At 35.3% G+C, this 14,405-nt stretch carries 12 protein-coding genes; all 12 read left to right on the top strand.

The genetic code is table 11. The annotated features are described in order from the left end of the window. The first annotated feature begins 3 nt into the window (after positions 1-3). The 12 genes from LLS04_RS07490 (at position 4) to LLS04_RS07545 (ending at position 14,393) form a co-directional block, all read left to right on the top strand. Positions 4-1,041: a MupG family TIM beta-alpha barrel fold protein gene (locus LLS04_RS07490; protein WP_323611083.1), complete on the top strand. Its 1,038-nt coding sequence runs from the start codon at positions 4-6 to the stop codon at positions 1,039-1,041. A gap of 68 nt (positions 1,042-1,109) precedes the next feature. Further along, the gene (locus LLS04_RS07495) at positions 1,110-2,282 is read left to right on the top strand and encodes a PTS transporter subunit EIIC (RefSeq protein WP_323611084.1); all 1,173 of its coding nucleotides are present in this window, start codon (positions 1,110-1,112) and stop codon (positions 2,280-2,282) included. Positions 2,283-2,303: 21 nt separating this feature from the next. Next, positions 2,304-3,146 carry a MurR/RpiR family transcriptional regulator gene (locus LLS04_RS07500; RefSeq protein ID WP_003773626.1) on the top strand — a complete coding sequence of 281 codons (843 nt, stop codon included), beginning with the start codon at positions 2,304-2,306 and terminating at the stop codon, positions 3,144-3,146. An 84-nt stretch (positions 3,147-3,230) separates the two neighbouring features. Then, complete coding sequence (gene murQ / locus LLS04_RS07505) at positions 3,231-4,133, top strand: N-acetylmuramic acid 6-phosphate etherase (protein ID WP_323611085.1); 903 nt, start codon at positions 3,231-3,233, stop codon at positions 4,131-4,133. A 9-nt stretch (positions 4,134-4,142) separates the two neighbouring features. Beyond that, the gene (gene anmK / locus LLS04_RS07510; protein WP_323611086.1) at positions 4,143-5,309 is read left to right on the top strand and encodes an anhydro-N-acetylmuramic acid kinase AnmK; all 1,167 of its coding nucleotides are present in this window, start codon (positions 4,143-4,145) and stop codon (positions 5,307-5,309) included. Positions 5,310-5,582: 273 nt separating this feature from the next. Continuing rightward, positions 5,583-6,911, top strand: coding sequence for a sugar transferase (locus LLS04_RS07515; RefSeq protein WP_323611087.1), 1,329 nt, complete (start codon positions 5,583-5,585; stop codon positions 6,909-6,911). 68 nt (positions 6,912-6,979) lie between these two features. Beyond that, a complete protein-coding gene (locus LLS04_RS07520) occupies positions 6,980-8,752 on the top strand; it encodes an EpsG family protein (RefSeq protein ID WP_323611088.1) in 1,773 nt (590 codons plus the stop codon). 9 nt (positions 8,753-8,761) lie between these two features. Next, the gene (locus LLS04_RS07525; RefSeq protein ID WP_323611089.1) at positions 8,762-9,967 is read left to right on the top strand and encodes a glycosyltransferase family 4 protein; all 1,206 of its coding nucleotides are present in this window, start codon (positions 8,762-8,764) and stop codon (positions 9,965-9,967) included. A 5-nt stretch (positions 9,968-9,972) separates the two neighbouring features. Continuing rightward, entirely contained in the window at positions 9,973-10,986 is a 1,014-nt protein-coding gene (locus LLS04_RS07530) for a polysaccharide biosynthesis protein (protein WP_123244768.1), read from the top strand. Continuing rightward, positions 10,987-12,096: a polysaccharide biosynthesis C-terminal domain-containing protein gene (locus tag LLS04_RS07535; RefSeq protein ID WP_323611090.1), complete on the top strand. Its 1,110-nt coding sequence runs from the start codon at positions 10,987-10,989 to the stop codon at positions 12,094-12,096. Beyond that, the gene (wecB, locus tag LLS04_RS07540; protein WP_323611091.1) at positions 12,097-13,221 is read left to right on the top strand and encodes a non-hydrolyzing UDP-N-acetylglucosamine 2-epimerase; all 1,125 of its coding nucleotides are present in this window, start codon (positions 12,097-12,099) and stop codon (positions 13,219-13,221) included. It begins immediately after the preceding gene. Next, the gene (locus LLS04_RS07545) at positions 13,221-14,393 is read left to right on the top strand and encodes a glycosyltransferase (protein ID WP_323611092.1); all 1,173 of its coding nucleotides are present in this window, start codon (positions 13,221-13,223) and stop codon (positions 14,391-14,393) included. The genes wecB and LLS04_RS07545 overlap by 1 nt, the downstream gene beginning before the upstream one ends. The last annotated feature ends 12 nt before the right edge of the window (positions 14,394-14,405 follow it).

Genomic DNA, 14,405 nt, shown 5'->3' on the forward strand with positions numbered 1-14,405 from the left:
ATTATGTTAGGTATCTCAAGTTATTTTAAAGATTTAGATTACGGATATTTAGAAGCTGCAGCTGCTATAGGAGTGAAGTATTTATTTACTTCACTTCATATCCCAGAGGAAGATTTATCGAAATTGGATCAAGAAATGCCAAAGTTTTTATCGGAAGTTAAACGCTTAGGTCTTGAACTAGTACCCGATATTTCTCCTGCAACATTTGAGAAACTGGGAATTGCTGCAAATGATTATAAAGCACTTAAAACACTTGGTTTTACATCACTACGTCTTGATTATGGATTTGATGACTTTGAAGTCGTAAAATCACTTCAAAAAGACTTTAATTTAATGTTGAATGCAAGTGTTGTAAATGAACCGTATATTCTTGATGCTTTGGAAGCAGGCGTTGATTTTAAGAATATTTCTGTTCTACATAACTTTTATCCTAAAACGGAGACGGGACTATCGTTAGATTATTTTAAAAAAATCAATGAAGTATTTATTCGTCACAATATAAAAATTATGGCTTTTGTACCCGGTGATGCTTTAAAACGATTCCCTCTTTATGAGGGCTTACCTACCGTTGAGAAACATCGTCAATGTAATCCGTATCTTGCAGCCGTGGAATTGATTCATGATTGTGGTATCACGGATATTCTAATTGGAGATAGTAAAGCACACCTTGAAACGTTATTCTATATTGAATCGTATATGAAAGATTCAATAATGCATATACCTGCATTCTTTACTAAAAATGCACCGGATATGTATGATAAAACGTTTGAAGTACGTAAAGATTTATCTGAAAATGTGATTCGCATGTTAACACCACGTATTCCAGGGATTCCCGTAACCGATAATGGGGCGCGTGTCCGTGGAGCGATTACGATTGAGAATGAATTATCGGGACGATACAGTGGTGAAATGCAAATTTGTAAAAAAGCATTTCCAATGGATGCACGAACCAATGTAATCGGATTTATTCATCCTGATTACGTAGATCTTGTTCATGCCATTAATCGATATACTAAAATAAAATTTGTGCGTATTGACTAAGAAGGATTCTATCCTTCTTTTTTAAAATGCTACATACGCAATACTGTAAGTAGAAGAGGAAGTTTATTATGTTTTTAGAAAAGTTTGTTTCATTGATACAGGGAAGTCGTTGTTTAAACGCTATAAAAAATGCGATTAATAAAATGGCATATATCAATATCGTTTTGGGTGTTTGTATTTTTGTGTATTATCAGTTTGATCAAATCGGTTGGGTTCGTGATCCATTTCGTAATCAAGCTGTTCTGTTTTACCAGCTGTATTGCGTCATGTTATCGATTTCTTTATCGTATCTAATTGCAAGTGAAGTTTTAAATACGAATGTTGATCTGAGTTTTACGATGAGTACTGTTTTCTTATCGTTATTACCTGGAGTTGTTTTGGTTCCAAATGGACACACAACCACGTTTCCATTGGTTACGATGATCGTATCTGTAATCGTATCACTCGCTTTCAATTATTTGGATTCGTTTAAGTTTAAAGGAACGCGGATTCCCCAAGCCGTTACGGATTACTATAACCGCTTATGGCCAACTATCGTCATGTTGCTTTGTCTATTAATCTTTATATTTATTTTTAATTATTTCTTTCTAGTGCTGGCTAATGGTATTATAGTAGTAACCAATGTTTTGAGTGAATTTATTATCATACTATCACTCATCATGATTATTTGTATGTTTTGGGTTTTAGGGATTCATGGTGTTGGCGTTATAGGAACATTAATGAGACCGTTTTGGTTCCATATGATGCTTGTGAACGGATTTATGATCGTTTCAGGTAATTTACCCGTATATATCGGTACGGAAGCATTCTTAGGGTGGTGTGTTTGGATCGGTGGATCTGGATGCACATTAGGATTAACGGTTAATTTGCTTTTTGCGAAAAGCCGTCATCTTAAAACACTTGGAAAAGATAGCCTTCTTTCAAATATATTCAATATTAACGAGAATATAATTTTTGGAACACCGATTGTCGAGAATAAGTATTTTAGAGTGCCTTTTTTCTTAGCACCGTTAATAACAGGAAGTGTTGCGTATTGGGCAATGAAACTGGGTTATGTTTCGATTCCAAGTATCGTAGCACCATGGGTAATTCCCATGCCCTTAGGTTTATTTATTTCAACCTTAGGAGATGTGCGTTCACTGTTATTAGCACTTATTCTAGTCGGTATTACGACGCTAGTTTATTTTCCGTTTTTTAGAATGTATGATCAATCGTTGGTTAAAAAAGAACACGATAAATAATATATCATAGGAGGATTTTAGATGAGTTGTATTTATAGGATTAAAGAGAATATGCATACTTATACTGATACAGAAAAACGTATTGCGGAATACATTCTTGAGAATAAAGATGAAGTTGTTAATTTTTCATCGCAACATTTTGCGAAGGAAATTAATTCATCTGCAGCTGCAATCGTTCGTTTTTCTAAAAAAATTGGCTATAACGGATTCACTCACCTAAAAGTAGAGCTTGCTCGAGATCACAGTGAAGAAGAACAATCGTTTGATAAACTCATCAAAGAAGAAGATACGATTGAAACCATGGTACGAAAATCACATTATAGCAATCATAGAACCTTTGATAACACATATAAACTTTTGAATCTTGAGGTGTTGGATGCTTCCATTGCAGCAATAAGTAATGCGCGTCGCATCTATCTCTTAGGTATTGGAGGTTCAGGTATTGTTTGTCAGGACCTTTATCATAAGTTCGTTCGTATTGATGCAGATGTTGTTTATTTCGATGATTTTCATTTGGAAATGTCTTCACTAACGCATATAACTGAAAACGATGTCACGATTGCCTTATCCTATTCGGGTCAAACGCGTGAAATTATTATGGCTCAAAAACTCGCTCAAGATAAAGGGGCTACTACGATCGCAATCACTCAAGTAGGACGTAATGAACTTGCGAAGAATTCTGACTTTGTCATTAACATTCCTAAAGAAGAGTCAGAAGTTCGTTTGGGTTCTATTGCATCACGTTTTTCAATGTTAGCTATTTCAGATTTACTTTACCTGGGTGTTGCGAAAAACAATATAGAAGAAACACGTCGTAAGATCGTAAATACACGCGACACGATTAAATCAATTCGAAACATTTAACTTTATTTCATGCTTTTGTTATTTAAATTGAAATATCATTTCAAAGAAGGTATAATAGATATACAATGAAATGAGGACAGATATATGAAAATCGACTTATCAAAAATTGGTACCGAACTTCAAAATCCAAATACTAAAAATATCGATCGACTCGATTCCGTCGAGATGGTAACCTTGATCAATCATGAAGATCAACGTGTTATCGATGCGGTTGGTGAACAAACTTATGAAATCGCCGCTGCTATCGACGCTACCTATGACGCAATTGCTCAAGGGGGTCGCCTTGTATATATGGGGGCTGGAACATCAGGCCGTCTTGGCGTCCTTGATGCATCCGAATGTCTCCCCACATTTGGTGTTGGCGAAGAGTCCGTAATTGGAATTATTGCAGGTGGTGACATCGCATTAAGACATCCAGTTGAAGCTGCTGAAGATGATGAGGTCAGTGGTACCACGGACTTGAAAGCCATTAACTTTTCGAAGAATGATATTTTGTGTGCAATTGGTGCATCCGGTCGAACACCTTACTGTATTGGTGGTCTTAAATACGCTAAAGAACTTGGTGCTCAAACAATTTCAGTTGCATGTGTTTCTCAAAGCAAGATGGCTGCATACGCCGATCATCCCATCGAAGTTGTAGTTGGGCAAGAGGTTATAACAGGTTCTACACGTATGAAATCAGGTTCTGCAACGAAGATGGTTTTAAATATGATATCCTCCGGAGCGATGATTAAACTGGGTAAAGTTTATGGAAATTTAATGGTGGATGTTAAAGCGACAAATGCAAAACTTATCGAACGTGCACGCAATATAATTATGAACGCAACTGGGTGTACTTATGAACGTGCAACCGATTTATTGAATTTAAGTGATAAAAGTGTCAAAGTAGCCATTGTTATGGAGTTATGTAATCTTGATGTTGAAGAAGCGTTACATCTTCTAAACCAAAACCAAGGGCATATTACACGTGCTTTGGAAAATAAATAGGGGAACAATATGGAAACTAAATATGCAGTTGGACTGATGTCTGGAACATCTCTTGATGGCATTGATGCAGCTTTAGTAGAAATCAAGGGTTCGGGTACTGAAACGTCATGTACTCTGATTCATTTTATAACGCTTGAGATTCCAAAAGAGATACGTCAACGAATTTTAAGAGCCAGTGTACCAGAAACATCACGTGTTGATGAAATTTGTTCACTGAATTTTGAATTAGGACACCTCTTTAATGATGCAACGACAAAAGTACTGACAGAAAGTAATTTTAAGGGATCACTTGATTTTGTAGCTTCCCATGGACAAACGTTATACCATCTTCCAAATCCAAGTAATCAATTGATGAAGTCAACACTTCAAATTGGAGATCCATCAATCATCGCATTTCATCATAAGGTTCCTGTAGTTTTTAATTTTAGAGTCATGGATATTGTGGCAGGTGGGGATGGTGCTCCATTGGTTCCATATTCTGAATTTCTAATGTATCGCGAAAAACATAAAACGGTTTTACTTCAAAATATTGGTGGAATTGGCAACGTTACAGTCATTCCTCGAAATGCACATCTTGATGATTTGTATGCTTTTGATACCGGTCCTGGTAATATGATGATGAATGCAGCAACATCTCACTATTATAATGAGTTGTATGATAAGAATGGTCTGCATGCGAAAAAAGGTACTTTAATCGAAGCACTTTATCAAAAACTTTTAAATCATCCTTATCTAAAACTTGAACCACCCAAATCAACTGGACGTGAGCTTTTTGGAGAGCACTTAGTTCCAAAATTATATAAAGAAGGTTATGATGCTGATGATGTTATTTATACATTAACAAAATTTACAGCACATTCAATTACAGATGCATACAAACGTTATATTATGCCTAAACATACGATCGATAAAGTGATTATTGGTGGTGGTGGTGCATATAACCCCGTATTGCTCGAAGAAATACGAATGATGTTACCTGATGACATCATGGTGTGTACTCAAGAAGACCTCGGTTTTTCAAGTGATGCAAAAGAAGCCATTGCGTTTGCAATATTGGGTAATGAAACATTGGCAGGTAGGTCAAGTAATGTGCCATCTGCAACAGCTTCGAAAGAACATATGATCCTTGGTCAGATTTGTCCAAATCCGTGGTCATTACTAACAGAATCAGATTGATTCTGTTTTTTTTATTGTTTCTTAACAATTTCTGAAGACGTCCTATCAATATTGAATCTAATACGTCAAAATGATATAATTGACAAGGATAAATAGGTTATCTACTGTGTTTTATACAAAATGATTCCATTGAAACATGATTCAACCACTTCAATGGAATTTATTGTGATTACACTTTATCTATAACGTATTTGATTACTAAAAATATAAAAATGTTTCTTTATGAAAACGAATTTGTGTTTTACGGGTAGTAGTTAATAATTAGGAGAAAATATGAGTAAAAATCTAAAGTCATTAGTAATTGTGGCTCTAAAGGGATTTATCTTTGTGTTTTTAGCAGCGGTATTCTTTTATCTCTTTGGAAAAGAAAATATTGCGCTACAAAATTGGTCAAGAACAGCGGTCATTACAGGATCGACCTTTATCTTGATTGGCATTTTAATGCTTAAGGTTTACGGACCTTTCGAAATTGGTATAAAAAAGAGCAAACCAATTATTTATAATTCAACGATTGCAATTATGTTAACGGATTTAGCGACATTTTTTCAATTGATGGTCATGAATACAAATCCTAATAACAATCAATCTTTTAAAATTGAGCAATTGGATTTATTATTCTATACCATACTCATTCAGATTATTGGGATTGTGATTTTCGCTTATTTAGGCAATTATATTTATTTCAAGATGTACAAGCCGTCTCGTACTATTATTGTATATGATGAAAACGACCAAGTGAGTTTAGGAAAAGTTAAACATTATCTAGAGCGTTTTAAGCTGCAATATGATATTTTAGGATGCATTGCTGTTGATGACCCGAATTTGGAAGCAATGCTTTACAATGTTGATTATGTTGTAATCTTAGAAACACCTATAAGTGAGCGAAAACGTCTGGTTGATCTTTGTTACAAGCATCAATTAAATTTCATGTTTGCGCCTTCGATTTCGGATATTGTTGAATTATCAGGGTTCTCGATGGTTGTCGATGATAAAGCTATGGTTGAGGTAAATATTCAAGGTCTCTCTTTCGAACAACGTGTTTTAAAACGAATTCTGGATATCTTTGTAGCGGTAGTTGGTGCTATTTTATCATCACCAATTTGGATTCTCGCAGCAATTGCTATCAAACTTAATGATGGTGGCACAATTCTTTTCAAACAAAAAAGAGCGACAATTGACGGACGCATTTTCGATGTTTATAAATTCAGAACAATGAAAGAAAATGTTGAAAATTATTCTGCTACAGAGCATGATGACCGAATCACATCAGTTGGAAAGGTCCTTCGTAAAATTCGTATGGATGAACTTCCCCAACTCATTAATATACTTAAAGGTGAAATGAGCATCGTAGGTCCTCGTCCTGAAATGCTTGAAAATGTCGATTCTTATCAAAAAGTGTTGCCCGAATTTGCTTACCGCTTGAAGGTTAAAGCAGGCTTAACAGGTCTAGCGCAGATCGAGGGTAAGTACAATACATCTCCAAAAGATAAACTTCTTATGGATCTTATGTATATAGAAAACTATTCAATTTGGACTGATTTTAAATTAATTTTACGCACTGTTGTAGTTATATTTAAAAAAGACAGTACAGAAGGGTTTTAAACTCGTTTAAGTCTTAGGGAATTTATCTTTAAGACTTATTATTTTATATTATTTTATTGGAGGTAATTATGTACTATTTCGCACTGGTATTTCCTTTTATTGTTAGTTTATTACCTAAATTAACAAAAAAGCAAAAGTTTTATTTGGCAACGGTCCCACTTTTTATCATCGTAATTTTTAGAGTAGGTGTAGGTACTGATTATTTTTCCTATGAATATCTCTATAATTTACAAAATGTAACAACGTTTGGGAAAATGTTAGACCATCAAAGTAACATTGAACTTGGATTTCGCATTTTTATATTTATATTTAAATCCATTGGTTTACCATTCCAATTTTTTATTGGTTTTTTTGGAGCCGTTACACTCGGTTTCTTTGTAAAATGGATTGATGAGACGACTGATTCATCACTCGTTTCGCTGATTCTCTTTATTGGTATGTTTTTCTTTGTTTGGAATTTAAGTGCAATTCGTCAAGGTCTTGTTATGGCAGTTGCGTCCTATTACTTCTTTAATCCTCAAAAAAATCTATCCAAAAAACAATCAATCTTACTCGTAGCAGTACTTGCGCTATTCCATATTTCGGTATTATTCTACCTACCGATTATATTCTTAGCACGCAACGTTAAATGGAATAAAAAAACACTGATCATTGTTCTTGGTATTTCTTTTGTTATTGCATTCATTCCATGGCAACGCGTACTCGCACACCTTCCATTTATTCCAGGATCTAAGAAAATAATGGGATATATTGATGCGAAGACACAAGTCTTGAACTTTGCAGGAATTGTCCGTATTGCATTCGCTACAGTAATTCTTTATCACTACGATAAAATCACGGATTCCGTATTTAAGAAATTTATGGTTGATTCGACTTTACTTGGATTTGCAGTTTACTTTTGTTTAAAATTCTCAGAATTAATTGCTGGTCGAACAACGATTTATACGTTTATTCTCTGCATCGTCGTATTCAAATATATACTTGACCACTATTTCTTAAAAGACTCAAAAGTTCTGAATGGATTAATCTATACAGGACTCGCATGTTTTACAGGTTTGTTTCTCTACAAAGATATCAATGCCTACATGCACCAATCTAATTATCGTGGACCAAACAAGCTATTACGATTTAACACAATTTTCAATCGTCCGAGTTATGATGATTATGACAATCGTTTTGCATATCTAACAGTTCGACGTGATTGTAATGATGAGCGCGATGAGCTTTTAGATTCTCAGGCCGCGTTACCTTCATCATCAAAGTATCAAGAAAATCTTTCTTATTATGCAATGTGGGATCATGAATCAGAACTGTATGGAATTTTAGGAACCGATCGAACTTGGATTGTAGAACCGACCTTTAAACGTAAGCCAACGGTCTATGGTTCACTGGTTGCGTTTACTCCTAATGATGACTTAAAACAAGCTTTTAAATCTACAGAGTATCTTGATTTAGCAGGTAAAGAAGTCACCGAAGAACACATTCAAGATGCTTTAAGCAAGGATTCACTTGAACGTCAAGAAATCACAACGCAAGCACTTGATGTCAAAACTTACGATGTTGAGAAACTTCCTGAAAGCATTGTTAATATGTTTCCTTATAAAGATGAAATCATAAGCGCAAAATATGTTGAATTCAACAAACCTTATGCCTATAAGATTCTAGATCTTGAATACATTGATTATCATTTCTTTATTTATGTAGATGAGTCATTTGAACCCATTGTACCTGTTTTAAGTAATGATTTTTATCGGATTGCACCGGATGGTGTTATCACTGTAGATACATATTGTCGTCAACGCCTTTACAATAAAGATGGTTCTTTATTGTGGCAATATTAAGGAGGTCCTATGAAAGTACTTTATTTAAGTTCAACAAATTCAGGGATGCATCGTCACAGTATTTACTTTGATCTACTTTCTGAATTTCAGAAAAAAGGACATGATGTTACGATTGCATATGCTCGTGAAAAACGATTAGGCCAAGAAACAGAGTATTATGAACAATTTGGTATGCACTATCTTGGCATTAAAACTGGAAATTTAACGAAAAATAGTAATTTAATTGATAAAGGCATCGCAACACTTCGAATTGATTCACAATTCAAGAATGCGCTGAAAAAACATCTGGGACATGAATCGTTTGATCTTATTCTGTATTCAACGCCCCCTATAACACTACTAAAAACCGTTAATTATCTTAAAACAAAGAATCCAAACGCGTTACTCTACTTAATGCTCAAAGATATCTTTCCGCAAAATGCCGTTGATCTTGGATTTATGAAAGAAATGGGTTTGATTCATCGATTCTTCTCTTATAAAGAAAAAGCACTCTACAAAATGTTTGATGTGATTGGCACGATGTCACCTGCGAACCTAAACTATATGGAAAAACATCATCCATCTACCGTAGGACGACTCGAAATCTTACCAAACGCATTAGATATTAACGAAAACAATACGGCTCATGACAGCATTTCCATTCGTGAGACGTATTCCATTCGTGATGACCAAACGATTCTTCTCTATGGCGGTAACTTAGGGGCACCGCAGGCAATTCCATTTGTGATCGAATGTATCGATCGCATTAAAAATGATGATCGTATTGTATTTTTAATCGCAGGGTCGGGTGCAAAAGAAGAACTGATTACTTCTTTTATTCAAGAAAACAATATATCCAACACACTTTTCCTAGGGCAACTTGAAAGTAGGGTATATAATAGTCTTGTAAGTCAATGTGATGTTGGTTTGATATTCTTAGATCATCGTTTTACGATACCAAATTATCCGCAAAGACTCTTGACCTATCTTGAGGCTTCAAAACCCGTTGTTTGTGCTACAGACACAGCGACTGATATCGGAACGATTGCAATGACGAATCAATATGGATTTGGGATTGAAAGTACGGATGTTGAGGCATGGTATCAAGCAATTGATACGCTCGTATCCAATCAGTCTTTAAGAATAGAAATGGGTGCAAAGGGGCATGAATACTTAATGAATCATTATACCGTTGCACACGCATATGAAATAATTATAAAACACATGGGAGCGTAAAAAATATGTTTAAAAATAAAGTATTACTCATCACAGGCGGTACCGGTTCATTTGGAAATGCCGTTGTACGTCGTCTTTTAAATGAAGACATTAAAGAAATTCGCATTCTATCTCGAGATGAGAAAAAACAAGATGACATGCGTAAGTTTTTCAATGATGATCGCTTAAAATTTTATATTGGAGATGTTCGTCAGAAAGAATCACTGATTCATGCAGTTCGAGGTGTTGACTATATTTTCCACGCCGCTGCTTTAAAACAAGTTCCTTCCTGCGAGTTTTTCCCAATTGAAGCTGTAAAGACCAACATTATCGGAACGGATAATGTCTTAGAAACAGCCATTGATTGTGGTGTTGAACGCGTTGTTTGTTTATCGACAGATAAGGCTGCATACCCAATTAACGCAATGGGAATTTCAAAAGCTATGATGGAAAAAACATTCGTTGCGAAAGCACGTATTGCAAAAGAAACAAATACTGTTATTTGTGGAACCCGTTATGGAAATGTTATGGCTTCACGAGGATCTGTAATTCCATTATTCCTAGAACAAATTCGAAATGGTAAAGAATTAACGCTTACAAACCCGCATATGACACGTTTCTTAATGAGTTTAGACGAAGCAGTTGAATTGGTATTATTTGCTTTTGAACACGGTGAACCCGGTGATCTCTTTGTCCAAAAATCACCTGCAAGTACGATTGAAGATTTAACACAGGCAATCATAGAACTTACAGGATACCAAAAAGGAACCCGCATTATTGGAACACGTCACGGTGAAAAACTTTATGAAACGCTTTTAACTAAAGAAGAATTCGAAAAAGCTGAAGATCTTACAGATTATTATCGAGTTCCTATGGATCAACGCGATCTCAACTATGATAAATATTTCATGGAGGGTGAAGAAATTCATGAAGAACAAGAATATAATTCTCATAACACATACCGACTTAATGTTGAAGAAATCAAGGCTAAGTTAGTCGATCTTTATGAAATTAAAGATGAACTAAAGGGCATGATGTAAATGAAAATTCTTGTTACAGGTGCTTCGGGATTTGTTGGGAAAAATCTTGTAGCAACACTAAATCATCTTGGTCATACTGTACTTGCGTATGACCGCAATAATTCACTTGAGGAACTCGAAAATTATGCTTCTCAAGCAGAAGTTGTCGTGCATCTTGCTGGGATTAATCGTCCTACAGATCCTGAAGAATTTAAAAAAGGTAATGTTGGTTTTACAGAACTTCTATGCAATGCATTAGCCAAAAACAACAATAAAGCGCCCATTCTTGTTTCATCCAGCATTCAAGCAGCGCTTGATAATGATTATGGGCGAAGTAAGCGTGAAGGTGAAACTGTTTTAATTAATCATATGGAACAAACGGGTGCTAAAGTGTGTATTTATCGTTTCTCAAATCTATTTGGGAAGTGGTCTCGTCCCAATTACAACACGGTTATTGCGACATGGTGTCATGCGATATCAAGAAATGAACCCATACACGTCAATGATCCAAGTATTTCATTAAACCTCATGTATATTGATGATGTTGTTTTAGAAATAATGCGAGCTATTAATGAATCTCCTACTGTTGTTGAAGGGGTTTACTGTACGGTACCGACATCTTATGATGTTACTTTAGGTGAAATTGCGGATCTCTTACATTCTTTTAAAGAATCACGCAATTCACTTTTTGTACCCAATCTTAAAGAAGGCTTTGAGAAAAAACTGTACAGTACATATCTCTCATTTTTACCTAAGGATGAATTTAATTATTTTCTCGATATGAAATGTGATGATCGTGGTTCATTTACTGAATTTCTAAAATCACCAGATCGGGGACAGGTAAGCATTAACATTTCTAAGCCTGGAATCACAAAAGGAAATCACTGGCATCACAGTAAAAATGAAAAGTTCCTCGTTGTTTCGGGTCAAGGTTGTATCCAATTTAGAGATATCTTTGAAACAGAAATTATTGAATATCATGTTACTGGAGAAAAACTCGAGGTGATCGATATTCCAACCGGTTATACACATAATATTATTAACACGGGTGACACTGATTTAATCACGGTCATGTGGGTAAATGAACCATTTGATCCTGAGACGCCCGATACACACTATTTGGAGGTTTAGATGAAAAAGCTAAAAGTTATGACTGTCGTGGGAACACGTCCTGAAATTATTCGTTTATCCGCTGTGATTAATCGCTTAGAATCAAGCGATGCAATTGAACATGTGCTTGTGCATACAGGACAAAACTACGACTACGAATTAAATGAAGTGTTTTTTAATGATTTTAAACTTAGAAAACCAGATTACTTTTTGGAAACTGCTACAGGAAAACCTGTTGGTACGATTGGTAATATCCTTATCAATATTGAACCTGTTTTAGAAGAAGTAAATCCTGATGCTTTCTTAGTGCTTGGTGATACTAACAGTTGTCTTTGTGCAATTGCTGCAAAGCGCAAACATATTCCAATTTTCCACATGGAAGCTGGGAACCGTTGTTTTGACCAACGTGTTCCGGAAGAAACAAACCGTAAAATTGTCGATCATATTTCAGATATCAACTTAACTTACAGTGACATTGCACGTGAATACTTATTACGAGAAGGTCTTTCCGCAGATCGTGTTATTAAAACTGGAAGCCCTATGTATGAAGTAATCCAATCCCGTCAGGAAGATATCGCTGCAAGTACAATTCTTGAATCTCTTGAACTTACAAAAGGCGAGTATTTTGTAGTTTCAGCACACCGAGATGAAAATATTAACTCAGAAAGAAATTTCTTGAATCTTGTAGATAGTTTAAATGCTATCGCAGAAAATTATCAAATGCCAATTATAGTAAGTACACATCCACGTACTAAAAACATGATTGATGCGAAAGGTGTATCTTTTAACCCACTTGTAAAAATCATGAAACCAATGGGATTTAATGATTATGTAAAACTTCAAGTGGATTCTAAAGCTACTCTAAGTGATAGTGGAACGATTAGTGAAGAATCATCGATTCTTAAATTCAAAGCACTTAATCTACGTGAAGCTCATGAACGTCCAGAAGCTATGGAAGAAGCATCCGTTATGATGGTAGGACTTGAAAAAGAACGTATTTTACAAGGGCTAGAAGTATTGGAAGAACAAAAACCGGAAACATTACGCTATGTTTCTGATTACAGCATGCCTAATGTATCTGAAAAAGTATTACGTATTATTATTTCTTATGTTGACTACATAAATCGCAATGTTTGGAGTAAATAATGAAGGTTCTATTTGTTAATTCGGTTTGTGACTACGGAAGTACGGGTAAAATAGTACGTGATCTCGCAAACGGACTAAAAAAAGAAGGCCACGAAGTTTTAATATGTTATGGTCGTCATCAGGCAAAAGAAGATACGGATACGTTCTATATCGGTGATAAGCTTACGACGTACAGTCATGTTCTCATGACGCGTGTCTTTAACCGACATGGACTGCATTCAAATCGTGCAACTCAAAAACTAATTGAAAAAATTGAAACCTTTAATCCGGATGTGATTCATTTGCATAATCTACATGGATACTACTTAAATGTTGAAATGCTGTTTGAGGCATTAAAAACATTTAAGGGAAAAATCTATTGGACCTTTCATGACTGTTGGCCAATCAGTGGCAGCAGTGCTTATTTTGATTATCACGGTTGTAAAACATGGGATGAAGGTTGTGTTGAATGCAATTCGACACGTGATTACCCTGAAGCATTAGTATTCAAACGTCAAAAGAAAAATTTTCTATGGAAGAAAAAAGCATTCAGTGGACTTGATAATTTAACCCTAGTTACGCCATCTTATTGGCTTAAAGAGTTACTTGCAAAAAGTTTTTTAGCTCAGTACCCGTGTGAAGTAATCCATAACGGCATTAATACCGATCTTTTTAAGCCTACATACGATGCAAAATTAACAAAAAAATATGAGAATAAACTCGTTTTACTTGGTGTAGCAAGCATTTGGGAGCAGCGCAAAGGCTTGAACGACTTCATTAAGTTAAGTACCATGATTTCTGATAATTACAAAATTGTACTGATCGGTTTGACTGAAGAGCAAAAGAAATCATTACCTACTGCAATTGATGGTGTATTACGAACGGATAGTGCAGAGCAACTTGCAGCCTATTACACACTCTCGCATCGTTTTATCAATCCAACCTATGAGGATAACTATCCTACAACAAATATCGAAGCACTCTGTTGTCATACACCTGTGATTGCATATGATACAGGTGGTAATAAAGAAATTTCGATTAAGCCGTTTATGACAATTGTTCCCCAAGGAGATTTGGAAGCAATTGTACATGAGCTCAATTCAAATAAAAATATATCTTTTGATCACTTTGATAGTCTGTCACACGATTCCCATACATTTGTGTCAAACACTCTTAAGTTGTATCAACGGTAATTGAAAACCCTC

The organism is Erysipelothrix enhydrae, assembly GCF_035066605.1.
Taxonomy (GTDB): domain Bacteria; phylum Bacillota_I; class Bacilli_A; order Erysipelotrichales; family Erysipelotrichaceae; genus Erysipelothrix; species Erysipelothrix amsterdamensis.

Excerpts from the sequence above, each read along its gene's own strand:
- LLS04_RS07490 (WP_323611083.1), top strand. The coding sequence starts at position 4 with ATGTTAGGTATCTCAAGTTATTTTAAAGATTTAGATTACGGATATTTA.
- LLS04_RS07495 (WP_323611084.1), top strand. The coding sequence starts at position 1,110 with ATGTTTTTAGAAAAGTTTGTTTCATTGATACAGGGAAGTCGTTGTTTA.
- LLS04_RS07500 (WP_003773626.1), top strand. The coding sequence starts at position 2,304 with ATGAGTTGTATTTATAGGATTAAAGAGAATATGCATACTTATACTGAT.
- murQ (WP_323611085.1), top strand. The coding sequence starts at position 3,231 with ATGAAAATCGACTTATCAAAAATTGGTACCGAACTTCAAAATCCAAAT.
- anmK (WP_323611086.1), top strand. The coding sequence starts at position 4,143 with ATGGAAACTAAATATGCAGTTGGACTGATGTCTGGAACATCTCTTGAT.
- LLS04_RS07515 (WP_323611087.1), top strand. The coding sequence starts at position 5,583 with ATGAGTAAAAATCTAAAGTCATTAGTAATTGTGGCTCTAAAGGGATTT.
- LLS04_RS07520 (WP_323611088.1), top strand. The coding sequence starts at position 6,980 with ATGTACTATTTCGCACTGGTATTTCCTTTTATTGTTAGTTTATTACCT.
- LLS04_RS07525 (WP_323611089.1), top strand. The coding sequence starts at position 8,762 with ATGAAAGTACTTTATTTAAGTTCAACAAATTCAGGGATGCATCGTCAC.
- LLS04_RS07530 (WP_123244768.1), top strand. The coding sequence starts at position 9,973 with ATGTTTAAAAATAAAGTATTACTCATCACAGGCGGTACCGGTTCATTT.
- LLS04_RS07535 (WP_323611090.1), top strand. The coding sequence starts at position 10,987 with ATGAAAATTCTTGTTACAGGTGCTTCGGGATTTGTTGGGAAAAATCTT.
- wecB (WP_323611091.1), top strand. The coding sequence starts at position 12,097 with ATGAAAAAGCTAAAAGTTATGACTGTCGTGGGAACACGTCCTGAAATT.
- LLS04_RS07545 (WP_323611092.1), top strand. The coding sequence starts at position 13,221 with ATGAAGGTTCTATTTGTTAATTCGGTTTGTGACTACGGAAGTACGGGT.